25 protein-coding genes are annotated in these 24,603 nt (G+C 36.3%); 13 read left to right on the top strand and 12 right to left on the bottom strand.

Features of this window, described 5'->3' with window-relative positions:
• Positions 1–2: 2 nt before the first annotated feature.
• The 7 genes from CYO92_RS04640 to nspC all read right to left on the bottom strand — a co-directional run bounded on the left by CYO92_RS04640 (position 3) and on the right by nspC (position 10,447).
• The gene (locus CYO92_RS04640) at positions 3–869 is read right to left on the bottom strand and encodes an ATP phosphoribosyltransferase regulatory subunit (RefSeq protein ID WP_087576583.1); all 867 of its coding nucleotides are present in this window, start codon (positions 867–869) and stop codon (positions 3–5) included.
• On the bottom strand, positions 869–4,960 hold the full coding sequence (locus tag CYO92_RS04635) for a diguanylate cyclase domain-containing protein (protein ID WP_103588840.1): 4,092 nt from the start codon (positions 4,958–4,960) through the stop codon (positions 869–871). Before CYO92_RS04635 ends, CYO92_RS04640 begins: the two co-directional genes overlap by 1 nt.
• A gap of 145 nt (positions 4,961–5,105) precedes the next feature.
• The gene (locus CYO92_RS04630) at positions 5,106–5,735 is read right to left on the bottom strand and encodes an NAD(P)H-dependent oxidoreductase (protein WP_103588839.1); all 630 of its coding nucleotides are present in this window, start codon (positions 5,733–5,735) and stop codon (positions 5,106–5,108) included.
• A 93-nt stretch (positions 5,736–5,828) separates the two neighbouring features.
• Positions 5,829–6,851: a selenide, water dikinase SelD gene (gene selD / locus CYO92_RS04625; RefSeq protein WP_429827532.1), complete on the bottom strand. Its 1,023-nt coding sequence runs from the start codon at positions 6,849–6,851 to the stop codon at positions 5,829–5,831.
• Positions 6,848–7,447 (bottom strand): sulfurtransferase-like selenium metabolism protein YedF, encoded by a 600-nt coding sequence (gene yedF / locus CYO92_RS04620; RefSeq protein WP_103588838.1) that lies wholly within the window; start codon positions 7,445–7,447, stop codon positions 6,848–6,850. The genes selD and yedF overlap by 4 nt, the downstream gene beginning before the upstream one ends.
• 150 nt (positions 7,448–7,597) lie before the next feature.
• Complete coding sequence (locus tag CYO92_RS04615) at positions 7,598–8,545, bottom strand: formate dehydrogenase subunit gamma (protein WP_021090567.1); 948 nt, start codon at positions 8,543–8,545, stop codon at positions 7,598–7,600.
• A 762-nt stretch (positions 8,546–9,307) separates the two neighbouring features.
• On the bottom strand, positions 9,308–10,447 hold the full coding sequence (nspC, locus tag CYO92_RS04605) for a carboxynorspermidine decarboxylase (RefSeq protein WP_103588837.1): 1,140 nt from the start codon (positions 10,445–10,447) through the stop codon (positions 9,308–9,310).
• 83 nt (positions 10,448–10,530) lie between these two features.
• Here nspC and CYO92_RS04600 point away from each other — a divergent pair, with 83 nt between their 5' ends.
• From CYO92_RS04600 to CYO92_RS09535, 11 genes are all read left to right on the top strand, one after another.
• The gene (locus CYO92_RS04600) at positions 10,531–10,752 is read left to right on the top strand and encodes a MoaD/ThiS family protein (protein WP_103588836.1); all 222 of its coding nucleotides are present in this window, start codon (positions 10,531–10,533) and stop codon (positions 10,750–10,752) included.
• A gap of 1 nt (position 10,753) precedes the next feature.
• On the top strand, positions 10,754–11,188 hold the full coding sequence (locus CYO92_RS04595) for a molybdopterin synthase catalytic subunit (protein ID WP_072593913.1): 435 nt from the start codon (positions 10,754–10,756) through the stop codon (positions 11,186–11,188).
• An 11-nt stretch (positions 11,189–11,199) separates the two neighbouring features.
• Positions 11,200–11,661, top strand: a complete 462-nt coding sequence (locus tag CYO92_RS04590; protein ID WP_103595499.1) for a molybdate transport repressor — start codon at positions 11,200–11,202, stop codon at positions 11,659–11,661.
• A gap of 239 nt (positions 11,662–11,900) precedes the next feature.
• Entirely contained in the window at positions 11,901–13,760 is a 1,860-nt protein-coding gene (locus CYO92_RS04585; RefSeq protein WP_103595498.1) for a TonB-dependent receptor domain-containing protein, read from the top strand.
• An 11-nt stretch (positions 13,761–13,771) separates the two neighbouring features.
• A complete protein-coding gene (locus tag CYO92_RS04580) occupies positions 13,772–14,737 on the top strand; it encodes an ABC transporter substrate-binding protein (protein WP_103588832.1) in 966 nt (321 codons plus the stop codon).
• Entirely contained in the window at positions 14,734–15,531 is a 798-nt protein-coding gene (locus CYO92_RS04575) for an ABC transporter permease (protein WP_054196111.1), read from the top strand. Before CYO92_RS04580 ends, CYO92_RS04575 begins: the two co-directional genes overlap by 4 nt.
• On the top strand, positions 15,531–16,220 hold the full coding sequence (locus CYO92_RS04570) for an ABC transporter ATP-binding protein (RefSeq protein WP_103583354.1): 690 nt from the start codon (positions 15,531–15,533) through the stop codon (positions 16,218–16,220). The genes CYO92_RS04575 and CYO92_RS04570 overlap by 1 nt, the downstream gene beginning before the upstream one ends.
• Positions 16,213–17,319: an NnrS family protein gene (locus CYO92_RS04565; protein ID WP_103589107.1), complete on the top strand. Its 1,107-nt coding sequence runs from the start codon at positions 16,213–16,215 to the stop codon at positions 17,317–17,319. The genes CYO92_RS04570 and CYO92_RS04565 overlap by 8 nt, the downstream gene beginning before the upstream one ends.
• Before the next feature lie 111 nt (positions 17,320–17,430).
• On the top strand, positions 17,431–17,976 hold the full coding sequence (locus CYO92_RS04560; protein WP_103588831.1) for a hypothetical protein: 546 nt from the start codon (positions 17,431–17,433) through the stop codon (positions 17,974–17,976).
• A gap of 98 nt (positions 17,977–18,074) precedes the next feature.
• Complete coding sequence (locus CYO92_RS09540; protein WP_258033824.1) at positions 18,075–18,224, top strand: hypothetical protein; 150 nt, start codon at positions 18,075–18,077, stop codon at positions 18,222–18,224.
• Entirely contained in the window at positions 18,214–18,345 is a 132-nt protein-coding gene (locus CYO92_RS09535; RefSeq protein WP_258030518.1) for a hypothetical protein, read from the top strand. Before CYO92_RS09540 ends, CYO92_RS09535 begins: the two co-directional genes overlap by 11 nt.
• Positions 18,346–18,445: 100 nt before the next feature.
• Here CYO92_RS09535 and CYO92_RS04550 read toward each other — a convergent pair whose 3' ends face one another.
• Positions 18,446–19,612, bottom strand: a complete 1,167-nt coding sequence (locus CYO92_RS04550; protein ID WP_103588830.1) for a multidrug effflux MFS transporter — start codon at positions 19,610–19,612, stop codon at positions 18,446–18,448.
• A 24-nt stretch (positions 19,613–19,636) separates the two neighbouring features.
• Here CYO92_RS04550 and CYO92_RS09530 point away from each other — a divergent pair, with 24 nt between their 5' ends.
• Positions 19,637–19,768 carry a hypothetical protein gene (locus CYO92_RS09530; protein ID WP_258033823.1) on the top strand — a complete coding sequence of 44 codons (132 nt, stop codon included), beginning with the start codon at positions 19,637–19,639 and terminating at the stop codon, positions 19,766–19,768.
• A 367-nt stretch (positions 19,769–20,135) separates the two neighbouring features.
• Here the strand turns inward: CYO92_RS09530 and CYO92_RS04545 are convergent, their stop codons facing one another.
• The gene (locus CYO92_RS04545; protein WP_103588829.1) at positions 20,136–21,350 is read right to left on the bottom strand and encodes a saccharopine dehydrogenase family protein; all 1,215 of its coding nucleotides are present in this window, start codon (positions 21,348–21,350) and stop codon (positions 20,136–20,138) included.
• Between the two features lie 93 nt (positions 21,351–21,443).
• On the opposite strand from CYO92_RS04545, the gene CYO92_RS04540 reads away from it, so the two are divergent.
• The gene (locus CYO92_RS04540; protein ID WP_103588828.1) at positions 21,444–22,166 is read left to right on the top strand and encodes a tetratricopeptide repeat protein; all 723 of its coding nucleotides are present in this window, start codon (positions 21,444–21,446) and stop codon (positions 22,164–22,166) included.
• Between the two features lie 106 nt (positions 22,167–22,272).
• Here CYO92_RS04540 and CYO92_RS04535 read toward each other — a convergent pair whose 3' ends face one another.
• The 3 genes from CYO92_RS04535 to CYO92_RS04525 form a co-directional block, all read right to left on the bottom strand.
• Positions 22,273–22,737 carry a HEPN domain-containing protein gene (locus CYO92_RS04535; RefSeq protein WP_103588827.1) on the bottom strand — a complete coding sequence of 155 codons (465 nt, stop codon included), beginning with the start codon at positions 22,735–22,737 and terminating at the stop codon, positions 22,273–22,275.
• Entirely contained in the window at positions 22,734–23,810 is a 1,077-nt protein-coding gene (locus CYO92_RS04530) for a GmrSD restriction endonuclease domain-containing protein (RefSeq protein ID WP_180997843.1), read from the bottom strand. The genes CYO92_RS04535 and CYO92_RS04530 overlap by 4 nt, the downstream gene beginning before the upstream one ends.
• A gap of 101 nt (positions 23,811–23,911) precedes the next feature.
• Entirely contained in the window at positions 23,912–24,556 is a 645-nt protein-coding gene (locus CYO92_RS04525) for a non-canonical purine NTP pyrophosphatase (protein ID WP_103588825.1), read from the bottom strand.
• Positions 24,557–24,603: the final 47 nt, after the last annotated feature.

Genomic DNA, 24,603 nt, shown 5'->3' with positions numbered 1-24,603 from the left:
TCTTACTTCCTTAAATTAATTTTTTCTTCTATCAATGCATCTGTATAAACAGCAAAACCACTATTTATTTTTCCGTCTATTTCGTAGCTGCCACCACTTGCTATTATGCTGTTATTTCTTAAAAATCTAAAAAATAAACTATCGTAATATCTCATTTTCGAGTAATATAGCGGAACTATTCTTAAATTTTTATATTCTAAAGCACTGGCTAAATTTCTCAAATTTTCAAGCGGTTCTTTTAGTTTGCTTGGAGAAATTTTAATCACTTCATCCAACTCATCAACTGACTTTAAAAGAGCAAGAGCGCTTAGCCATGGAACATTTTGAGATAAAATTTTTTCCATTTGCCCATTTTCAAAAATTTCAATAGGCACGCTTAAAATTTCACAAATCACTCTTGGAATTTGTATATTGCTCACTTGCAAAAATGTATCCATTTTTAGCTCATCAATAAGCTTTGCTACGATATTTATGCTTTTTAAAACATCATTTTCACCGATTAGTTCGGCTCCGATTTGATAAATTTCTTGGCTTGGATAGCGAAAGACTGGCTGGATATAAAACCATCTTTTTGATTCGTTTGCCTTTAGTCTTCTAAGCACGATCCTTACAGTATCTACCGTGCTATCAGCTCTTAGGCTTATTTCGTGATTTAGACTATCGCTAAAACGCAAAAGATTTGTCGCATCTACACTTAAATGCTGGTGATATGAGAAAAATGGCGTTACGATCTCGCTAAAGCCTTCATTTTCTAAAATTTCACTAGCTTTTTGCTCGATCTGCCTCTTTAGCTTTGCACTACTGGCAAAGTACAGCTTGCTTCCATTTGGGATTTCATGCTCATAAACATTTAAAGCATTTTCATTCATTATTTATTCGCTCCACTCAAATTTAGATCATTATCGCATAATAAAATTGCCTCATTAGCTAAATTTATTACGTTCTCTTTGTCTATTTTTACAAGGATCGTATCTAAAATTTCAGCTAATTTTTCATTTATTGTTCTGATATCATCTACTTGATTTGCTATTTCGCTTTTTAATTTTTCGCTTATTTTTTCATCGCATTTAAGTAAATTTATCAAACGAGTCATAAGCTCTTTTACGCCTACTATTTTGCAAAGCATATTGTAGTTCTCATCATCTTGAAAATTTCTTACATTTAGCGGAGATGATAGAGCAAATTTAAATTTGAGCACATCATCCAGGCTAAGCTCTGGTGCAAAAAGCCGTCCTTGAAATCTACTAAAGCCAAATCCAACAAAAATTTCAAGCATGCTTTTATCTTCTAAATTTTTTATCATGACATCAAAATTAAATGTATCTGATACATACTTTATCATGCGTATGGTCTTTAGTGCTTCTACTGAATCAAAAATTTGTTTGCAAAATCTTTTATCTATATTAAATCTATTTGTTTTTAACATGCCTAAAGCTTCTACCGAGCCTGAATAAGATGCAAAATCATCAAGCGAAAAGCTAACGCCTAGCTCCTTATAAGCATCGATATATCTAACAACATCATCTAAATTTACGCCACTTGCGGAGTCAACGATATCTATGATTAGCCCATTAGCGTCTAGCTGCTCATCTTTTAAAAGCTTTTTAAATTTCTCAAAAAGCTCAGAAGTCATTAGCTTTTTAATGCATAAATTTACTCTAACTTTTGCATTTATCCCCTCTTTTAGCCATACAGCCCTAGCTTTTAAAGCATCTTTTAGTGTAAATAATGCGATAGCAACAACTGCTTTTGAGCCTTTTGCAAGCGGTAAGAAGTCTGATGGCCTTAATATCTTATCGCCATTTTTCCATCTAATAAATGCCTCAAAACTGCTAACTTCCCCACTTTTTATATCAATCTCAGGCTGATAAAGCAAGAACATCTCGCCAGCATCGATAGCTTCAATGATCTTTGAGTCATCTCTATATTCATTTTTAAAGTACGTATCTTTTTTCGAGTTAAATACATAATATTTATTTTTTCCATTAAGCTTTGCTTGATACATAGCCCAATCAGCTCTTTCAATTAGATCATCAACACTAAGCGCATCGCTACTTAAGCTAATACCAATACTTACGCTAAGTTTTTTCTCATCATCAATAGAAATTTTACTCTGTCCCGCTCTTAAGATGTTTTCAGCAGTTTCGTAAATTTCTCCCAAATTTTCATAAGGCATAGCACCTATAAACTCGTCCCCGCCTATTCTTGCAAATATTCCTTGTTTTGGAAAAATTTCATCTATTTTTTTTGAAATTTCTATTAGGATTTTATCGCCTACTTGATGTCCGTATCCGTCATTTATCGATTTAAAATTATCAAAATCAACATAAAAAGCTGCTATTTTTAAGCTTTTTTTCGCTTGTTTTAGCAGATTTTCTAGCTTATTAAAAAGTAAAAATCTATTTGGTAGTCCAGTTAGCGTATCGTGATATGCGATAAATTCGAGATACTCTTTATTGTAGCAGTCATCATTTGCGCTTGAAGCTAACAAAATATATCCCTCTTGATCGCCAAACGCGTTTAAAAGCTTGCTTATGCTTATGACTTCGAGTCTATTTTTGCTTCGAACATCATGAATAAGACCTTGCCAAAAGCCAGTTATTTTAATTGAATTTAAAATTTCATCTTTAATATCTTTTAGTCCGTTTTTAAAATTTATTATATCTTTTGAGTAAATTTTCTCTATAAAATTTTTATCTCTAGAAATGTCAAGCGTATCGAAAAAAGCGTCATTAGCATCTATGATCCTAAACTCATCATCAAGCATAATAATTTGCTCTTTTGCGTATGAGAAAATTTTTGCTAAAAGGTCTTGATAAGAAAAAAAGCTATTTTGCACACTAAGATCTTGCATTGTGCCCTTTATAACGCTTGCTTCACCATCATAAAAGGCTATTGCTTTTGCTCTAATCCTTACATAAATAATCTCTTTATCAGCCCTATAAAAACGCACTTCGCCATCATATACTTCACCTTTTTTTATAAGGTCAAAAAAGTCCTTAAAGCTTACAAATTCATCTACAAATATAGTTTTTGCACGTTCAAAATTTATACTCATATCCCCATTTAATGCATATCCGAGCGACTTGGCGATAGCATTTGGGATATAAAGGGTGTCGCTTTTTTTATCCCATGAAAAGACAAGCGCTTGGCTTGCCCAAAGTATGCTTTGAAAATATTTTAATTCAGCATCATATTTTTCTTGCAACTTTGCTATATCACTTAAGTCATTAAAAAAGTAGATGATCTTTCGCTCTTTATCAGCACCATTATCAATAAATTTTACTTTTATTTTAAATGGCGTTTTGTTGTTTTCATTTGTTTGCATATTGGCTACGAGATTTATCTCGCTATTTTTGCTACCTTTTTCAAAGAATTTTTTAGATTCATTAGAAATATTTACAGCAACCTCATCTAAACTTTCAGGGCTTATTAGATCTTTTAAATTTATAAGCTTCTTATCTTGTGCGACTTTAAAGACACTATCGATATTTTGCGTACTTCTTACGATAGAAAATGGATCGCTACTTAATGCTTCTGCTATTACATTTGGCGATAAAAACGAATAATCATTTATTGCTTCGTTATCCTTTTTCGTAAATTTTCCATCGTCTAGCTCATGTATAAGCATAAAATTTAGCCTAGAATCCCTTAGCTCGATCTGCGACTCTTGTAAAAATCCCTCTTTAGTGCTGCCATCTTTTGTTTTTAGCTTGATTTTAAAACTCATATCGCTATTTTGAGCATCTTGTTTCATTTGCATAAACAATGCAAAATCGTCATCTATTAAATCATTTAAATTTAGCTCTATAATCTCATCTTTTGTGTAGCCAACAGAAGATAAAAATGCATTACTAGCATCAATAATATCGCCGCTATAAGCATCATAAACCACTATTTTCAAAAAGCTTTGCTCAAAAATATAGCCAAATCTACTTTTGTATTCTTCTAGCCCATCAGTTGCTTTTTTGGTTTCTATCTTTAGCTTGTTTATTCCATTTTTTATATCTTCAAATTCTGTTACATTAAGGCTTCGTTTTATCTCGTATTCATCGCCATCTAAAGTATCTCTTACCTCTTTTAAAGCTGGCATTATTCTATTTTTTATAAATTTTACATCTCTAACCCATAATATTAAAGAAGATATAAAACAAAAGATCGATAGCCAAAATAACACAAACTGCATAAAGATATGAAAATGCTTCGTTGAAGCAGTAATAACAAAAATTTTATACTCTGGCATATAGCTTATGAGATAAAAGTTCATGTGGCTTAAAGAAAATATTATTTTATCCTCTTTAAACTCGTCGCCAAGACTCACATAAGGCAAAAACATCGATTCATCAAATTTTTTATAAAACTCATCTCTTGATAAATTTCCATATTTATCCACCAAATAAGCATAAGTTTTGGTTTTCTCATCGTAATCTACATTAGTGTAGTTTTGTAAAAATTTTATATCAATTTGAACTAAAATGCTGCCTCCATTTTTTAGTCCATAAGATGCATAAATGTCTCTAAAACGACTGTTTTTATAAACTCGATCCGATACTGTAAATTTTCCAGCATCTGTCTCGTTTAACCTAAGCCGAGATAGATCCTTTTCGGCTATGTCATCAGCACCTAAAAATCTCTTTGAATAAATTAAATTTCTATTTTTATCAAAAACGTAAAAAGCTATATAAAGATCGTTTTTTGTTGAATTTTTATCAAATAGTATATCACTAAGACCTGCTTCAACCATTTTTGATTTTAAAAATAGATCGTTTTTTATTATAAAAAAGCTATTTGAGATTGATGATTTTATATTCGAATTAGTTGAGCTAAGATCATACTTTATATCGTTCGTACCGGCACAAACTACAAATAATGCTAAAAATATAAATGAGAGTAGAAGTAAAATAGCCTTTGTATAAAACATTTTTACTATTTGAAGGCTGGTTTTTTGTTTCTCAAGCACGATAGACACCTCGTTAGTTTAGGTTTTGGCTCTGATTTTATCCCATTTTTACTTGATTTGGGTTTATAAAGGTAAGTATTTATTTAGAATTTATTGGTTTTTTAAAATTGAGCCAAAAATTTATTTAAAATTTGGCTCAAATATCTTAATAGATCCAAGTAACGATATCAGAAATTTCTCTGCGAAGTTTTTTTGGTTGTGGATTTAGGCGGTAGCCAAATGGCACCACGATAGCCACTCTTTGAAAGCTCTCATCAAGCCCTAAAAGTTTATTTAAAGCATGTCTGTCAAAGCCTTCTATCGGGCAACTATCAATGCCCAAACTCGCGGCTGCATTCATCATATTTGTGGCGATTATCATGCATTGCTCATGTGACCACTGAAATGTTAGCTCATCATCATTTTTAAAATTTGCTAGCAAAAAGTCATGGTAAAATTTTTGTCTTGCAGCAATGGCTTCAGGATCTTTATTGGTATTTCTAGCGATCATTTTATTAACGTAGGTGCTTCCAAATTTTACCTCTTTGATCTTAGCTAAAACGACAACTAAATGCGAGCAAGATGTGATTTGCGCTTGATTCCATGAAAGAGCTTTTATTTTTTCTCTAAGCTCTTTATTTTGAACGACTAAGATATCCCACTGCTCAAGGCCAGTTGAACTAGGGCTTAACCTGCCAGCCTCTAGTATAAAATCAAACTCACCAGCACCGATTTTTTTGCTTTCGTCAAAAACCTTGCAAGCATGACGAAATTTTAAAATTTCAAGATAATTCATCATCTCTCCTTTGTAGTTTTTGAAATTATAGAATGGCTAAGTAAATTAAAAGATTTCACTAACGCAATGAGATAGCATGCTATTTTTAAAAATTTATCTTAAAAATATACCAAACTCGCTCTTTGACACCGCAGAACCAACGATAGTTGAGTGCTCGTAGCCTACTTCTTTTAAGCGTTTTACTGCGAGCATCGCGTCCTTTTCACCAACTGCAAGCAAAAGTCCACCAGAAGTTTGTGCGTCAAATAGTAAAATGTCAGCTTCTTTGTCTACAAAATGCTTTGCAAATTCGCGGTTTTTATAGCTTCCTTCTGGAATAATGCCCATATCTGCAAATTCCTTTGCACTTGCAATGATTGGCACGTTTTTTTCATAAATTTCAAAACTGATCTTTTCATTTAGCATTTCGCTTAAATGTCCCAAAAAGCCAAATCCAGTCACATCAGTAGCGCCGTAGACTTTGATGTCATCAAGTGCCTTTAATGCATAAAAATTTAGCTGTGCCATGATAGTTGCAGCCTCTTTTATCTGCTCCATGCTTAATAAATCAGCCTTTATTGCTGTGCTTAAAATGCCGCTTCCAAGGGGCTTTGTAAGTATCAAAACATTGCCATTTATGGCAGTATTATTTGCCCAAAATTTATCAGGATGAACCCTTCCAGTGACGCTAAGTCCATAATACATCTGCTGTGTCTCGATCGTATGCCCACCAACAATAATGCCACCACACTCTTTTACTTTATCGGCTCCGCCTTGCAAAATTTCACCTAAAATTTCAGGTGCCAAGTTGCAGCTATCAAAACCCACGATATTTAGAGCATTTATCACCTCGCCACCCATTGCAAAGACGTCGCTTAGGCTATTTGCGGCAGCGATTTGTCCGTAGATAAATGGATCGTTTACCACAGGCGTTATAAAATCAAGCGTTTGAACAAGTGCAAGATCACTTGAAATTTTAAAGACACTCGCATCCTCATTAGAATTGGTGCTTGAGAGCAGATTTGGATGAGATAAATTTAAACTACTAATCGTTTTGTTTAGACCCGACGGGTCAAGCTTAGCAGCTCAACCAGCGGCTCTAACAAACTGCGTAAGCTTTTTGTCGTGGTAGATCATAGTTTGATTTGCTCGTGAGTTGAGAGTATGTCGATGATCTCATAAGCATTTGAAATTTCGCCAATCGCAAGATCGCTTACTAGCTTATAAGCCTCCAAGCAGCTTCCGCAGCTTAAAATTTTAACACCAGCAGCTTCAAGATCTTTAAGCGGCTTAAAGCTTGGGTGTGAGCGGTTTGTAGTCATCTTTACAGCGTTATTTACGCAGATTATTATCTTTGGTTTTTTCTCAACTTGAAGAAATGCTCCTAAGAATTTTGATAGTAAATTTATTCCTACTTCGCCACTTCCCGCGCACTCTTCATTCAGATAGAGTACTTTATTATTTTTTGGTGTTATGTCACAGACAAACTCATCAAAATTTGTAAGCTCAAGTGCATTTTTGCCTTTTGTAGCTAAAATTTTAGTTTCGTTGCCATTGCTTTCGAGGCTAAAGTTTATATTTTGATTTTTTAAAAATCTTGAAATATTTTCTTTTGGGGCTAGTGCATTTACCAAAATTTCTAAGCTTTCACCTTCACTTAAGCCATCAAGTGCATTTTTTGTCATTATGACTGGCTTTGGACACTCTAAATTTCTACAATCAATTGTTGTCATGATTTTTCCTTTTGCAATTAGTATTTCAAACCTTGAAACTAGTTTGGATTATAGCCAAAAAATATTAATTATTTTAAAAATTTTAATGTATAAATTTGAGATAAAATAGAGCTTTGACCTCGCTTACTAGCAAGATCAAAGTAAAGTTAATTATTTTAAATTTGTATAAGACTTTTCATAATCAGATACTGGAATTTTATTTTCTCTAACGAGCTCTTGGTACCAGTAGTGATGAAGAACATAAACTTCTTCTTCCTCTTTATATCCAGTAATCATCGACCAAATAGCACCATGAATAGCAATAGCTGCCATATAAATATGAACTAAGAAAAATACTGCACATGCGATGCCAAGACAGTTATGGATAATTACGCTGTATCTTAAAAGATCAATTTGTGTAAGACCAAACCAAGAAGCAACCGCTGGCTCTTTGAAGTCTGTAAAATACATAATCGCACCAGTAATTATCATAACGATACCACCAGGGATAGCGATCCAATACCATGCTTTTTGACCAGCATTAAATTTACCAGCCGGAACAGGTCTCTTTTTCTTTGATAAATAGCCACCAACTATCATCATCCATCTGATATCATAAATTGCTGGAAGCATTCTCTTTGTCCAGGTAAATAACATAGGAAGCACAGAAACAGCAAAGATCACAGTTGCTGTATCGTGCAAGTATCTACAGAAACGCACAAATGTTCCACCGCCAAGCTCTGCACCCCACATAATGATGATACCAGTTGGTACTAAAATGATCCATGAGATCGCTGCCAAACCATGAGCTATACGTATGATCAATGAAAAAGCAAATACCTTTTTACCATCATGACTAAAATGTTTTGGTCCAATGATTAAAAAGTGTAATGCAAATGCTCCAATAACAGCCAAAATGATAGAAAGTGCTGCTATTGCAAAATAATCATTACCTTGGATAAAAGTAAATATCGGCCCCAAACCTTGTTCGTATGGCTTGATATTTTCTATCCTTTCAGCCGCCCAAATGGCACTATTATATTGATTGACGCCAGTTGGTCCTTGAGTTGCCATTGCTGTTACAAATAATGTAAAAAGCAGAGTAAGAATTCTCGTCATTGTAGTCCTTTATGAATTTGAGCTTAAACAATTTAAGTATTGGTTAAATACGTTAAATCGCATAGCTACGCTATTTTGGTTGCTATTATATCAGAGCTAATCACAAGCAAACCTTAGCAAAAAAGATTACTAAAAATTTTATAAAAAATATTTAAGCTTTGTTAATTTTTATAAGAATATTAAATCTAAATTCATCCTATTTTATAGTTAAAGTTATTTCAGATTTTGCTTTTAAAATGTAAACGAAAACACCAAAGATTTTTAAAATTTCTATCCAAAAAGTAGAGCAATGAATCTATTTTGTCTTCTTTTTTGATGATTATGAGGTCCTAGTTTTAATGACAACGAGTTGATATCAAATCCTAAGGAGTGTATTCTGGCTTCAAATTTTTGCCTTAGTCTCTACACTGGCTCAGCTTTACTAGTTCGCGCTGGAGTGCCTGACGGACTAAAAGCTACATCAAATAAAAGATCATTTGAGCGGGTAAAAAGTTGCGGCAAGGCTGTAGTGACAATTGCACGCCAACTAAGTAAAAGATGATAAATTTTACACGGCTTCAGGTGTGGCTGCTGGTATGGATATAACTTTTGGCTTTATAAGTGATTTTCGCTAAAGAATTAGCTCAAAGTATCGCAAATGAAACCGAATACAACTTGCAAAAGAGTGCAAAGATAGATAAATTTGCCAAAATTTATTGATACTAATCCGTGTAGAAAAATTCTCAGTATTTAGCAGCCAAAAGCTAGCCAAAACACCAGTGATTAGTTTCTGCGTTTATACTCTTCATATCCGAATTCGCGGATCATTTTAACTTCGCCATTTTCTTTTAAAAGGACAAGGTCAGGCAACTTAATGCCATTAAATGTCGTATTTTTCACAATAGTGTAGTGAATTTGATCTTCAAAGATGACACGGTCACCGATTTTTAGCTCACTATCAAATTTATACTCCGCATCGTCCGCTTCAAGCCCCACTATATCGCCAGCCAGGCAGGTATTACCACCAAATCTATAAGCAAATTTGCCATTTTCACTCTCACCTCTAACTGCTGGACGGTAAGGCATGAGCACGGTATCAGGCATGTGCGCCTCAGCCGAGGTGTCAAGGATGGCGATATCTTTTTCGTTATGCACGATGTCAAGCACGCTGCTTATCAAAAAGCCAGTCTGCCAGCCCACAGCCTCGCCAGGCTCCAGATAGACCTCTACGCCGTATTTTTCGCGGAAGCGCCTAATTATTTTTATAAGCAGTTCCACATCGTAATCAGCCCTCGTGATGTGATGTCCTCCGCCCATATTTATCCATTTCATCTTTGGGATAAACTCGCCAAATTTCTCCTCAAACGCCTCTAGCACGGTCTGCAAGCTACTCGCACTCTCCTCGCAAAGCGCGTGAAAATGTAGCCCGCTAATGCCATCAAGAAGCTCAGGTTTAAAATTTGCTCTCGTGATGCCAAGCCTGCTAAATTTACCGCATGGATTGTAGCTGTCAGTTGGGGCTAGCGAGACCTCTGGATTTACGCGCAGGCCGCAGATGATACCATTTTCTAGGGCAATACCCTTAAATTTTTGCCACTGAGCAAAAGAGTTAAATGTGATGTGCTTTGAAATTTTTAAAATTTCATCAAAATCCTCCTCTTTAAACGCTGGACTATACGTGTGGATCTCGCCTTTTACGTATTCGTTTGCAAATTTTGCCTCATGAAGCCCACTGCAAGTCGCACCATCAAGATAAGAGCCAACCATGTCCATCACTCCGCTAAATGCAAAGCCTTTGAGTGCGACTAAAATTTTAGCTCCGCTTTGCTCTTTGACATATTTTAAAAGCTCTAAATTTTTACGTACTTTTGCCTCTTCGCAGACGTAGGCTGGGGTTTTTATGCTCTTTAAAATTTCGTTCATTTTTGCTCGCTTTTTAAATTTTTAAATAAGTATATCTAAATTTATTTTTAAGTAAAATCAGCAAAAATCTCAAAGGATAAAACGTGATAGAGATCGAATTTCTTGGGCCTATCGGGCTTGAAAATATCAAAGTAGAAGCAAAAAATTTAGGCGAAGTAAAAGAGGCTTTAAGTGAGAAAGAAGAGCTTAAAAAATGGCTAAATATCTGTGCGGTTGCCGTAAATGACGAGATCGTAAGCGATATAAATTTTGCTCTTAAATCAGGCGATAAAATTTCTATTTTGCCGCCAGTTTGTGGAGGCTAAGATGCAAATTTATAATGGAAGCTTAGATGTTCAAAGCATCACAAACGAGTGGTATGAACGCTTTAAGGATAAAAACTGCGGTGCGCTCATCACTTTTGTTGGAATCGTAAGAGAAGAAGGTGGTATTTCGGCGCTTAGCTTTGATATCTATGAGCCAATACTTAAAAAATGGCTAGATGCTTGGCAGGAGCGAGCCAAAAAAGAAAATGCCTACGTACTCTTTGCTCACTCAAAAGGCGATGTGGCCGTGCATACGAGCTCTTATGTTGCAGGCGTTGTGAGCCCTCAAAGAAAGGTCGCGCTAAGGCTCATAAACGAATTTGTCGAGGACTTTAAGGCAAATGCACCGATCTGGAAATATGACGTGATAAATGGCGAGAGAATTTATGCAAAAGAGCGCAGCCAAGCGATAAATGGTGCTGGGATTTTAGCTTAAAAGGAAAAATGATGATAACAAAAGAGAGTAAAAAAGATGTTTTTTGGGCGCTTGCGTTTGGGCTTGGACTTTTTATATTTAGCATCGTTGGCTACTTTTATATAGCTCTTGGCGCAGCGTCTCTCTTTGGCATCATCATTGGCGCTCTCTCAGCGTTCTTTTGTGTTAGAAAAATTTTACAAAATAGCTTTTTAAGTATCGAAGATGATGGATTTATCATCACAAAAGGCTCAAAAAGCATAAAATTTTACTTTAAGGATATCGAAGAAATCGCCATTAAAAGCTTTGGTGATAAGAAAAAAGTTGAAACTTTGAGCGTAAAATTTAAGAAAAACCATCTTGATAGAGATGCTTGCTTTGGGTTAGTGCAACCACTAGGTGATGATTTGATCATCATTTTTGATAAATATGAACTTTCAAAATTTACAATTTCAAAAGAGCTAAGAGATAGGCTTAATAATTTTAGAGCCTAATTAAATCGACCTATGATTTAAATTTTTATATAACAATTATCAAAATTTTATACATTTTTCACATTAAATTTACACCATTTAGCTACTCTTACAAAAATAAAATCAAGCATTTTATCTACAATAAGCTCGTAAATGTGGATTAAAAATTTAAAAGATGACTTACATCAACTTTTATAAAGGGTTTTGCTACTACAATTCTGATAAAAGAAATCATAATTATATCTTTAAAAGGAGTTTACATGAGGCCCATTTTAAGCCTAGCAGTTCTTTCATCACTGCTTCTAGCAAATGAAGCAAATTTAGACATTATAAAGCCTATTAGAGAATTTGCACCGCCACCAGTCATCACGCCAAACGTTGCACAAAGTGCCTTTGTGGAAAATCAATTTGACCGCACTCAAAGAGACGAATATACATTTGTTACAAATTTACTTGATAACTCAGCTGATATGTTTCATATTTCGGCTGGAATGTATGGCAAAAGCTTTTACAATTCATCGCTTTTTAAATATCGTGGCGCAAATTTTTATACCATTTTAAATGCAAATTTCACCAAAGCAAATAATTATAAAGATGGAAGTGGCAAAAGATGGGACTATGGCTACAATAGACAAGGCCAAAGTGCTATCTTAGGTTTCGTGCCAAATGAGCTTAGCGAGCTTAGGCTTACGTTTTTAAGGGATAATATTGATAAAGATAAACAACCAGAGCACGAGATGGACGCTTTTAAAACGACAAGAAAAGTTGGCAAGCTAAATATTCGCTTGGGTGAAGAGGATCTATCAAACACACTAAATCTTGAGCTTGCTGCAAAAAAGGTTGAGCGAAAAGCTGATAATTTTCATCTAAGAGATACCACTCAAAATGTGAAAGTGGATTTAAAGAGAAATATATTTGAGGCAAATTTAAAGTATGACGCTGACTTTGCAAGCTTTCACAATCAAATAGGCGCTGGCTTTGAAAAAGATAAACATGACGGCAAAAGATACATGAAGCAAGGCAACAACTGGGTCTTTAACGGATATAGATTTGCTGATGTTAGAAATGATAAATTTATGCTCTTTGATACACTTGCTTATAAATTTAATGAAGCAAACGAAGCTTCTCTTGCCTTAAAATATGAAGAGCAAAGAAGTAAATTAAATGGTATTGACACTAAATTTTTTGTGCAAAATCCGATGATCGCACCTAATACCACTCGTAAATTAGTTCGTCAAATTTATGGTGAAGATGTAAGCGATAAGATCAAAAAAGACGCTTTTAGTGCAAGTTTAAAATATAAATTTACACCAAACGACAAGGATAGCTACTTTGCAAAGCTTGAGAGTTTGTCTCGTCTGCCAAGTAATATGGAGCGTTTTAACGCACTTTATGGCGAAGGCGATAAAGGCTGGATAGCAAATCCAAATTTAGAGCCAGAAAGGCACAATAGAGCAGTTCTTGGCTTTAAATTTGGCAGCGAGTTTTACAAAGAGTATCTAAATTCGCTTCAAAACAAAGATGCATTTAGCTTTGGAGGGCATTTCATCGCTGATAGCGTTAAAAATTTGATCATTTTTGATAGGCGCCACTCAAAGGCTGCGATGCCACTAATAAATAAAAATGCCGTCATCTCAAGAAACGTTGATGCAACGCTTTATAGTGTAAATTTAAACTCAGAATATAGCTTTGCAAGGCACTTTGGCTTAAAAAGCTCGTTTTATTATAACTACGGACAAAACAAAACTGATGGCAGACCGCTTTATCAAATAAGGCCTTTTGAAGCAAATTTTGCATTTGACTACAAAGAATATGCAGGCTTTGGCAGCTACAACCTAGGCACTGCACTAAGGCTGGTTTCAAAGCAAACTAGAGGCGATTTTAGCAAGCAAAATGGCTTAGGCATCGATAAAAAAGAGGCCGCTAAAGGATTTGGTTTGCTTGATCTTTATGGTGGCGTAGAGTTTAAAAATAAAGTTGGCATAAGATTTGGCATAGCAAATTTATTTGACAAAGATTATGCGGAATTTATCAGCGGCGATCACGTGGCAGCACTTGATCCAGTAGTCGTTCATGCCCCTGGCAGGACATTTTTCATTAGCTTTCACAGCAGTTTTTAAAGGAGAAAAAGATGTTAGATAGAAGAAAATTTTTAGGACTTAGCACAGCTTTAGGCGTTAGCGCATTTGCACCAAATTTATTTGCAAAAGAGAGCTTTACTATGTGGGGCGCGCCGGCGATTCCAAGCGTCATAATGGCAGTTGCTTCACTGCAAGGGGAGTTAAATAAAACTTATGATGTAAGCCTAAATATCTGGAAAACACCAGATCAGCTTCGTGCAGGCGTCGCTAGCGGAGATATTAAAGTCACGATGTCGCCATCAAATGTCGCAGCAAATTTAAGAAATCAAGGGCTTGATTTTGCGATGTTAAATTTACTGACACTTGGCGTTATGAACGCTATGGTTAAGGATGAAAAGATCAAAAATTTAGAGGATTTTGTAGGCAAAAAGCTCATCATGCCATTTCGAGGCGACATGCCTGATCTTGTTTTAAGAGCGCTTTGCAAGAAGAGAGGCATAGACGTTAACAAGATAGACATCACCTATACAGCAACGCCACCTGAGGCTTTGCTTTTATTTTTACAAAAAGATTTTGACATTTTAATAGTTCCACAACCTCTTGGTGAAGCGACTATTTTGCGCGGTAAAAAAGCAGGCGTTAGCGTGCATTACTCAGTTGATTTTCCAAAAATTTGGGGCGAAAGCTTTGGCACAAAACCGATAATCCCAATGGCTGGCATTATCGTAGAAAGAGGCTTTTACGAGAAAAACTTAAATCTATTTGACACGCTTCATAGTGACCTTAAAAATGCACTTTCATGGATACTTGAAAACAAACAAAGTGCAGCAAAGATAGGTTCAAGCTACTTGCCAGCTCCAGAAGTAGCACTTGCAAATGCTTTTGATAAGGCAAATTTAACGGTTACAAAAGCAAATGAACTACAAAATGAGATCATGGCATTTTTTGAAGAAATTTATCAGTTTAATCCAAAATTTCTAGGCGGCAAGATGCCAGATAAAGGTCTATTTTTATGATACTAATCGATGGCATTAAAAAAGATCGCTCAAGCTTTTTAAAAATAATTGACTATTTTTGGGGCGGATTTAGTGGATTTGCCGTAGTTTTTTTGATCTTAGCCATTTGGCAAGTGGGAAGCGAGTTTAGCTCCCCACTCCTACTTCCACCACCAAAAGATGTATTTTTAAAAGCCTGTGAAATTTTAAAAGATTATAAAAACAGCGAGATAAACATAACACTTTGCAGATCACTGATCGGAGTTTGCTCGGCAACATTTTTTGGTATATTTTTAGGGCTAATAGCAGGTAGCTTTAAAAGTTTTGCAGCCTTTTTAAAACCTGTTATAACCTTGCTTTTGTCAATGCCGCCGATTATTTGGATAGTGCTTGCTATTTTTTGGTTTGGATTTGGAAATTTTAGCACCGTTTTTACTATCTTTATAACCGTTTTACCGCTTACTTTTGCAAGCTCAGCAGTTGCTATGAGTAGCGTAGATGAGGAGCTAAAAGAGATGTTTGACGCTTATAATCTAGGAATTTTAAAAAAGATAAGACACCTTTACATCCCACATCTTACGAGCTACATAATAAGCTCTATTAGCGTAGCTGTCGCAATGGGTGTAAAGATAGTCATAATGGCTGAGCTACTGGGTGCAAATAACGGTATGGGAGCAAAGATAGCAAATGCAAGGGCAATGCTTGAAACAACCGAGGTAATGGCGTATGTTCTTTTAAGCATCACTCTTATCATGCTTTTTGAATACCTCATCATCGAGCCACTAAAAATAGCTTTGATGCCTTGGAGAAGATGATGCTTGAGCTTAAAAATGTAGAGTATGAAATTTTAAGAGATAAGGTCGTAAGGAATTTTAGTCTAAATGTAAAAGGTGGCGAGGTGGTGACGCTTTTTGGACCATCAGGATGTGGCAAGACAACGATACTTCGGCTTATTAGCGGACTAAATGAGCCTAGAAAAGGAAAAATTTTTAATAACTTTAAAAAGACTACATATTTTTTTCAAGAAAATCGCCTGCTAACATGGAAAAATGCTCTTGAAAATGTACTTTTAGTTATGGATAAACCAGACATTAACGCTGTTTTAGAGCTTTTTAAAAAGGTTGGATTAAGCCAAAAAGACACTTTAAAATACCCAAGCGAGCTAAGCGGCGGTATGAGACAAAGGGTAGCTTTCGTAAGAGCGGTCGTAACAAAGCCTGATCTACTTTTGATGGATGAGCCTTTTTCTGGGCTTGACTATGATATGAAAGAAATTTTAATTGAGATTATTGGCCAAAGAGTGAGCGAAGGTATGAGCGTAGTTCTCGTCACGCACGATAGAATGGAGGCTGTAAAGATGTCAAATAGAATTTATTTCCTATCAAGTAAAGGTGCAGTCATACAAAGAGAACTTGAAATAGACAAAAATTTCAAAGAGCGCGATTTTACTTTTATTAGCAAGATGATAGATGAAAATTTTAAAGGGCAAATTTATTATGATTAATAACTTTTTTACTCATCCTATGAGGATATTTTTCTTAATGAGTGCCGCCTGTGCGGTGCTTGGTGCTAGTGTGTTTTTTACTCCAACTGATTTTGTGAGTTTGCATAAATTTATATTTTTGCAACTTTTCTTAGCGCTTGCTTATGCTGGATTTTTGCTAACTGGACTAACTGATTGGACAAATTTTCAAGCATCTTTAAAAATACACGCCTATATATTATTTTCACTCTTTTTTACAAGCTTTATCTTGGCATTTTTTAGTCTATTTTTAGCACACTGCTTTATCACTTTTTTTTGGCTTTACTTGGTTTTGCTTTGCCTTTATATGATCTGGCAGGATAAAAACGATGATCAATTTGGCGTGCTTGGCTTTTTGTTTGGCATTTTAGGTTTTGAAATTTATTATCTAATAAGCGGCAATGAAAAATTTCTAAATTTACAAGTTTTTATCCACGTGATCGCTATTTTACTCATCTCGTACCGCGTTAGTGTCGTGCTTGGAAAAGAAGCGCTAAAAAGAGAAAAAGGTATGGATGAAGCTGTTTTTGTGCCAAATTTTATCTATAAAAATATCGCTATCTGCTGCGTTTGTGCTTTTTTGCTTTTAAATATATTTTTTGAAGGAAGTATGGGTGTCTATTATGCTGCGATAGCTTGTGGAAGTGCGGTACTTGCAAAGCTTAAAGAATGGCATTATAAAGAGCTTTTTAGGCATAGTTTTGTATTTTTATACTATTTTATGCAACTATTTTTAGCGCTTGGATTTTTAGGAATCGGCTTTAGCGGTATTTTTGGGCTCCATCTTGAAACAAATTTTATGCATCTAATAGCGATAAATGCGGTAATTTTTAGCGTGATGCTTATATTTAATGTCGCAGGACTTCGTCACAGCGGACAAAAGCTTGAGTTTTTACGCCTTAGTAGAATTGCTTTTATTTTAGTTCTTTTAGCTGGTGTTAGCAGAGGAATTTTGGCTTATTTTTGGAGTGGCTTTTACATTCATTTACCAGCAACACTCATAGCAATCGCTTTTGTTTTTTGGCTCATAAATTTTTATGTGATCTTTAGGGATAACGATTTTAGCGATGATCCAGAGTAAAAAGATATTAAAAATTTATTCATTAATTAAAAAGAGTTTTTAAGTCTTTTTTGAAGTAAGTGGATATATAATTTGCAATATTTATTATCAATATTATAAAAAGGATTCTTTATGAACAAACTTACTTCTGTTGCTTTAGTAGCTTCATTTTTTGCAGTTTCAGCTCTTGCATTTAGCGTAGAAGGTGAACCAAAGGTAACATTTACTGGTTACAAGCTAGCAAATAAGACAGCCGTACTAGGTACTTTTAAGACTATAAATTTTAAAAGTCAAGAAAATGCAAATTTTGCTGATTTTTTAAAGAGCTTTGAATTTAAGCTAGAGCCAAAAGATATCGACACAAAGCTACCTGACCGCGATAAAAGGATTGGCATTATTTTCGATGGCAAGGCCGTAGATGGCAAGATCGTAGCAGTAAATGGCGATGATAAAGCTGGAGAAATGGATGTTGAGCTTAGCATAAATGGCAATTCAAAAATTTTTAAAACAAAATATGAAGTGCAAAATGGCAAGCTAGTAGCAAAATTTTCAGTTGATCTTGTAAATGATTTGAAACTAAATGAAAGCTTTGATAAATTTGCCGCTGCCGCCAAACCATTTCATGGTGGAAAGAGCTATCCAGATGTAGATGTTGGCTTTGAAGCGGTGATAAAATAACTTTCAATTTCGGCGCCAGTAAGTTAGCTTGCGCCAAAATTACCTCTTTATCCTAGTTTCTTATTTTGTGATGCCAAAAAATCGAAGACGACGGATTTTTGATACAAAAAAGTAGCGAGAATGCGAAATTTTATTTTAAAGATATCAACGAAATCGGCATCCCCGAGATAGACGCCAAGCACAAAATTAGTGTTTCAAACATAAAATTTAAAAAAAGGCAGGCTAGCATATGGCCTCATGCAGCCTAGCAGCGATGATAACGCTGTGATATACGACAAATACGAACTCTCAAAGCACGAAATTTTTAAAATTTTAAAGCAGAAATTTGAGGCGCTAAGCGCGCAAAAAAGCGAAAATAAGAAAAAGTAAAATTTGTCTCGGCCCGCCGGCGTTAAATTTGATTTTTGGCTTTTGCGACCGAAAATTTGCGAATTTGACCAAAATTTGAGTCAAGCCCGCAAGGCTAAATTTATTTATTAAAATACGTAGCAAACACGCTTAGCCAAACAAACAGAGCTATTATCCAAGACATCGTCCACGGCGTACCCGCAGAAAACGCCGCAAGCATCGCCGAGGAGAGGATGCCGCTGCCGTATTGCAACGAGCCGATGAGCGCAGCGGCCGAGCCCTTCATCTCCTGCGGCACGCTATCAAGAGCGGCGGCATTGGAGCAAGAAGCGATGATGCCGTTCATGCTAAAAACGAAAAACATCGGGATTATCACGCCAAGAACGCCGCCTGTTTTGAAAAATGCGAACGCAAACAGCACGCTGGCAGCAAGCGCGGCGACGAGCGTGGAGACTATGAGTAGGCGGTTTAGCGCATAGCGCTTTACCAGCTTTTTGTTTACGAAACTTAGCGCCATGACGCCCACGATGTTTATACCGAATAAAAATCCGTAGTATTTGCTAGGAATGCCGAAATAATCGATATATACAAACGATGAGCCCGTGATAAAGGCATAGGCGGCTACGTAGAAGAACGTCACGCTAAGAGTGTAGCGCATAAATTTGGCGTCTTGCAATAATCTTAGATAGTTTCTAAAAGACGATACGATGGGCTTTGTGGAGCGCTTTTGCGGCGGCAAGGTCTCCGGTAGAGAAAAAATCATCGCAAACATAACCGCGCTAGCTAGCGCCATCAGCCAAAATATCCCGTGCCAAGAGCCGAATTCCAGTATCGCGCCGCCCAATAACGGACCCACTATCGGCGCTATCGCCATGATAATAACCAGCGTAGAGAGCATCTGTGCGGCCTGCGAGCTATCAAAAAGATCGCTAATCATTGCCCTGCTTAGCATCGGTCCTACGCATGCGCCCACGGCCTGAAACACGCGCCAGAACACTACGCTAGCCATATTGTCCGACATCGCGCATCCTACTGATCCGATCGCAAAGAGCGTCATACCGATAAAAAGCGGGATTTTACGCCCGATCCTATCGCTGATAGGCCCCCAGACGAGCTGCGCGATAGCAAAGCCGATCAAAAAGCCCGTTATCGTGAGCTCCGCATCGCCATGCAACTGTCGCTCCATCGTAGGCATAGCGGGCAGATATACGTCCGTAGATAGCGATGTACACGCCATAAGCGCGCTTAGCACGACTAAAAAAGATAGTGAAGTTTTTGAAGAGTTCAAATTTTTCCTTTTGTTATTATTTGAGTGGGCGCAGAGTTTGCGCGACTGGAGATTGGAAGCTTTAAATTTACTCAAATTTGCATTGATAAAATTTGCGCGATTATAGCTAAATTTAAACGCTTTTCGGCGTGGAAGCTTAAACTAAATTTGATGTAAAATTTGAATGCTAACGGTGCAAAATTTAAACTAGAAATTTAAATACGGTAGATCAAAGCGCGGTATTTTTTGCCTTAATCAAGGCGGATTTAAATTTTACGACGGAAGCGTATATGAAATACGTGACCGAGTAAAATTTAAATGCAAGATTATAAGGCAAAGTATCGTGAGATGATTTTAAATGTTTTCTACATCGCTATGCTAGAAGAAGTAAATTTCGTCCCAAGATTAAATTTAATAAAAATCAGGTGAAGTATTTTTCGCTTAGACGAGGCGGTTTTAAATTTTGTGACGGGAGTTACCGAGTGGGTAATGACCGAGCAAAATTTAAAACCAACGAAGTATAAGTAGAAAAAGACAAGCCTTGCTATTTTACCTCATACCTCTCGCCGGGTTTCATTTCGATTATCTCCCACGGCAAGCCCTGCTTATTTAGCTCGTCCATGAAAGGCTTGGCGTCGAAATTTTCCATGTTAAATACGCCTTTTCCGCTCCAGATGCCCTTTGCGACCATCATCGAGCCGATCATCGCAGGCACGCCCGTCGTGTAGCTCACTGCCTGCGCGCCCGTTTCGGCGTAGCAAGCCTCGTGGTCGCAGACATTGTAGATGTAGACCTGGCGCTCTTTGCCATCTTTTAGCCCACATATCACGCAGCCGATGTTTGTTTTGCCTTTTGTGCGTGGGCCAAGGCTTGCAGGGTCAGGTAGAAGCGTCTTTAAAAACTGGATCGGCACGATCTTCATACCGTTATGCTCGACCTCGTCTATGCGTAGCATTCCCACGTTTTCTAGGCATTTCATGTGAGTTAGGTAGCTTTGCCCAAAGGTCATGAAAAAACGGATTCGCTTTAGCCCTTTGATGTTTTTTACTAAGCTTTCAAGCTCCTCGTGATAGAGCAGGTAGCTGTCCTTGACGCCTACTTTCGGGTAGTCCCACCTAAACATGATCTGCATCGGCTTTGTTTCGATCCATTTGCCAGCCTCCCAGTAGCGGCCATTTGCGCTAACTTCGCGTAAATTTATCTCTGGGTTGAAATTCGTCGCGAACGGATAGCCGTGATCTCCTGCGTTGCAGTCTAGGATGTCGATCTCGTGGATCTCGTCAAAGAGATTTTGCTGCGCGTAGGCGCAAAATACGTTCGTCACTCCCGGATCAAAGCCACTTCCCAACAGTGCCATCGTGTTTGCAGCTTTAAACTCGCCGTCCTTCGCCCACTGCAGCTTATACTCAAATTTAGCGGTGTCGGGATGCTCGTAGTTTGCGGTGTCGATGTATGGGATGCCGGCGCGAGAGCACGCGTCCATGAGGGTTAGGTCTTGATACGGTAGCGCGACATTTAAAAGCAAATCGGCACCCGTTTTTTTGATGAGAGCGACTACGGCATCGGTATCGTCCGCATCGATCTGGGCGGTGTCAATTTGCACGCCTAGGCGGTCTTTTATAAATTTAGCGATCGCGTCGCACTTGCTTTTGGTGCGGCTTGCAAGGGTGATCTTACTAAAAACGTCCGAGTTCATCGCACATTTTACGGTCGCGACTTGGCTCACGCCGCCCGCACCTATGATTAAGATATTTGACATTTGGGCTCCTTTAAATTTTAGTGATTTTAGCGAAGTTAATATAAATTTCTCGCTTTAAAAGGTAAAATAAGGCAAAAATTTAAAGGTAAAAACATGAAGAAAATTTTGCCATTTTTAGCGCCTATTTGCCTCTTTGCAAGTAGCTGTGACGAGCTAATACAAGAGAGTGTGAGGGAGTTTTATAAAAGCGATAGAAATTTGGAGAGAGCCATAAATTTAGCCGAGCAAGCGACTGATGTCTGCTTAAAAGAGGGCAACACCGAGCAGGCGATCACTTCGCTCATAAATAGCGCTAGCATTTGCATGGTAAATAAAGAGCCACAAAAGGCGTTAGAGCTCTCACAAAGAGCCCTAGAGCTTGCGGCAAACGTTAGCGACAAGCTGCTACTAGCTCGCTCTTATCATAGCCTAGGTGCGGCACAAAAGGTGCTAGGCAGATACGACGAAGCACTTGCTAATTTTCAAGAAGCTCTAAAAATTTATGACAACACGCCAAATGCCCCAATGAACGACGAACTCATCTGTATAAAAGGCATCGCTAGCGCCTACTACCTAAAAAACGACTTTGACAAAGCCCACGAAAACCACCTTTTAGCGCTAAATTTACTTGATATCACGCCGGAGTTAAGCGGCAACGAGCTTGTGCGATCAGAGCTTTTAGTAGAGCTTGCTAACGACCTAGCAAAGCTTAATCAAAAGGACGAAGCTACCCAAAACTACAAAAAAGTGCTTGAAATTTTAAATGGCAAGGAACAAAATCCTCGCGTGCTGGATCTTTTAAAGCGAGCTAGCAATGGGCTAAAGGAGATTAACTAAGGCTCTATCGTTAGCGTACCATTTTATTAACATCTTGACTGATATGTTTTTAAAAACTATATATTTAGTTTATTTTAAAATCTGTATTTGACACGTATTTGAGTTTTTAAATCATATTATTTTTTATTATTTTCAAAGTATGCACGGTTTTTTCAAAATGATCCATATAATCAGCCAATCTTATGTCAGTATCCTTGCAATGTGCGACATTATGTCTTGTTTTAACAATTTCATCTAACGAGATCCATTGATGCTCGCTAATATTCTTTATCCAATTTGCATTAAATTTTTTAAATAACGATTTGATATTTTCAGATTTCATATTGGTTAACTTTTCAGTATGACTAGAAATAAATTTTTTCGCTTCTTCTGTTTCTAATTTTCTGTCACAAAATTCTGAAATTAAATAAATAATATATTTATCAATATAACCAGACATTTGTAATACAATAAATTTTGTTAGGTAATTTATTGTTTCTGGTTTAGAATCTGGATTAGCCGAAAGCTCTTTTATTGCATTATTAAGTTCAAAAATATCTTTATGAAATTTTTTGAGTTCTTCTTCTTTCATCGCTCTATTCCAGACAATAGATTTATTGCAATATTTATTCTATTAAAAACATTTTTTTTATTATGAGTTTTTCCTGTTTCTATAGATTTTTTAAACTTATCATTACTAACAACACTAACTATACCATCTACTACTTTTTTATGATCTATGCCTTTTAATGTTTTATAATTCTTGTATAATCCAACCCATATTGAGTCTAGTATTGATATACTAAATTTTCCACTTGGACGTATTATGTTTTCAATTTTTAAAGAATTTATATATTGTGCCATTTCAACAAATATTTTCACAGCATATTCTAACTCTGAATTTTTTAAATCCTTATTCTTTACTATAAAATCGTTTAAAAATTGTTTCATATTTCCTTGATAATCTTCAAAATCTATAGATAATGCAATAAGTCTTAATACTATTTCTTCATCTTTTTTTCTATTTTTGTCAATCGGGAGCATAATTTCCATGTCTGAAGAAGAAGAAAGTTCTTTAATTTTTTCTACAAATCTACCATGAGCAACACAATCTCTAACCTCCTGTGGGCTAAGTTTAGTACCACCAGTATTTAATCTCTCAAATATCTCATAAATAGCAGTGTAGTTGTCTTGTTGTGGATCCTCGGCTTTTATAATGGTTGCATGTATTATTGAATTATTTAATTTTAACTGACTTGAGCTATCAAGCTCATCATATGAATGATTTTTTAGTTCTTCATTATTACTTAAGTCCAATCCAAACTTCTTATTATTAAAAAGTTTTTCATTAATATATTTAGAAAGACTGTTTATTCTTTGAAAACCATCAATAATAAGCATTTTATTACTATCTTCCTGATATAAAAAAATTCCTGGTACTGGCAATCCCAACAATAGTGATTCTATAAATTTAGAAGCTTGTTTTTTTTTCCAAACATAATTTCTTTGAAAATCTGGTAAATATATTGACTTAGTTTTATATCTACCAACTAAAGCATCTACTGGAAAATCTATACCGAAACTTGTTAACTTGTACGTTTTGGCATATGAAGTTTCTTCTGATTCAATTTCTTCATCAATTTCTAAAATCTCTAATTTTGACATAATCATTTCCTTTATAAAAAATTAAAAAACATAATTCTATTTTAAAATAGTATATAATTGACTTCTTGTTCAATAATCATCTGCATAAAAAGTTACTAATCCTAATTATTGTAGTTTTTCTTTAGACTTTTTAGCACGAAATTTGCAAGCTCAAGTCCCTTTGAGCGGTGAGAAATTTCAAGCTTTGTCTCATTATCTAGCTCGCCAAGTGTCTTGTTAAAGCCATTTGGGATAAAAAGTGCGTCGTAACCAAAGCCATTTGTACCCCTCTCCTCGTTTATCGCTTCGCCGTACATGAAGCCGTGCGTCGTGTAGTCGCCAAATTTTGAGCTAATAGCGATACAGGCGGTGTAGTGAGCTGGTGAGCTCTCTAAATTTAGCGCCTTTAGCTTGCTAATTAACTTTGCTCTGTTGTTTGCGTCATCTGCGTTCTTGCCGCATACCTTGCCATTTTCATCAAGGTCAAAGTAACGCGCCGAGTAGATCCCTGGCTCACCACCAAGTGCATCCACACTAATGCCACTATCATCGCTAAGTGCAATAAATTCGCCCTCAAGCCCCTGCTCTTTAAGCTTTGCAAAGACGGCTCTTGACTTTATGAGTGCATTTTGCTGAAAAGTGCTGCCATCTTCAACGATCTCAAATGGCTTTACAACCTCGCTTAAGGCGTAAATTTCATAGCCTTTTAAATACTCTTTTATCTCTTTTACTTTGTCTAAATTTGATGTCGCAAGCACGATCTTCATTGCAAGAGCTCCTTGATTTTTGGGCGTATTTTACAAAAAAGTAGATT

This window comes from Campylobacter concisus, from assembly GCF_002913715.1.
Classification (GTDB): domain Bacteria; phylum Campylobacterota; class Campylobacteria; order Campylobacterales; family Campylobacteraceae; genus Campylobacter_A; species Campylobacter_A concisus_AG.
Note: the sequence above shows the minus strand (reverse complement) of the source record. Positions and strands in the feature narration are given on the sequence as shown.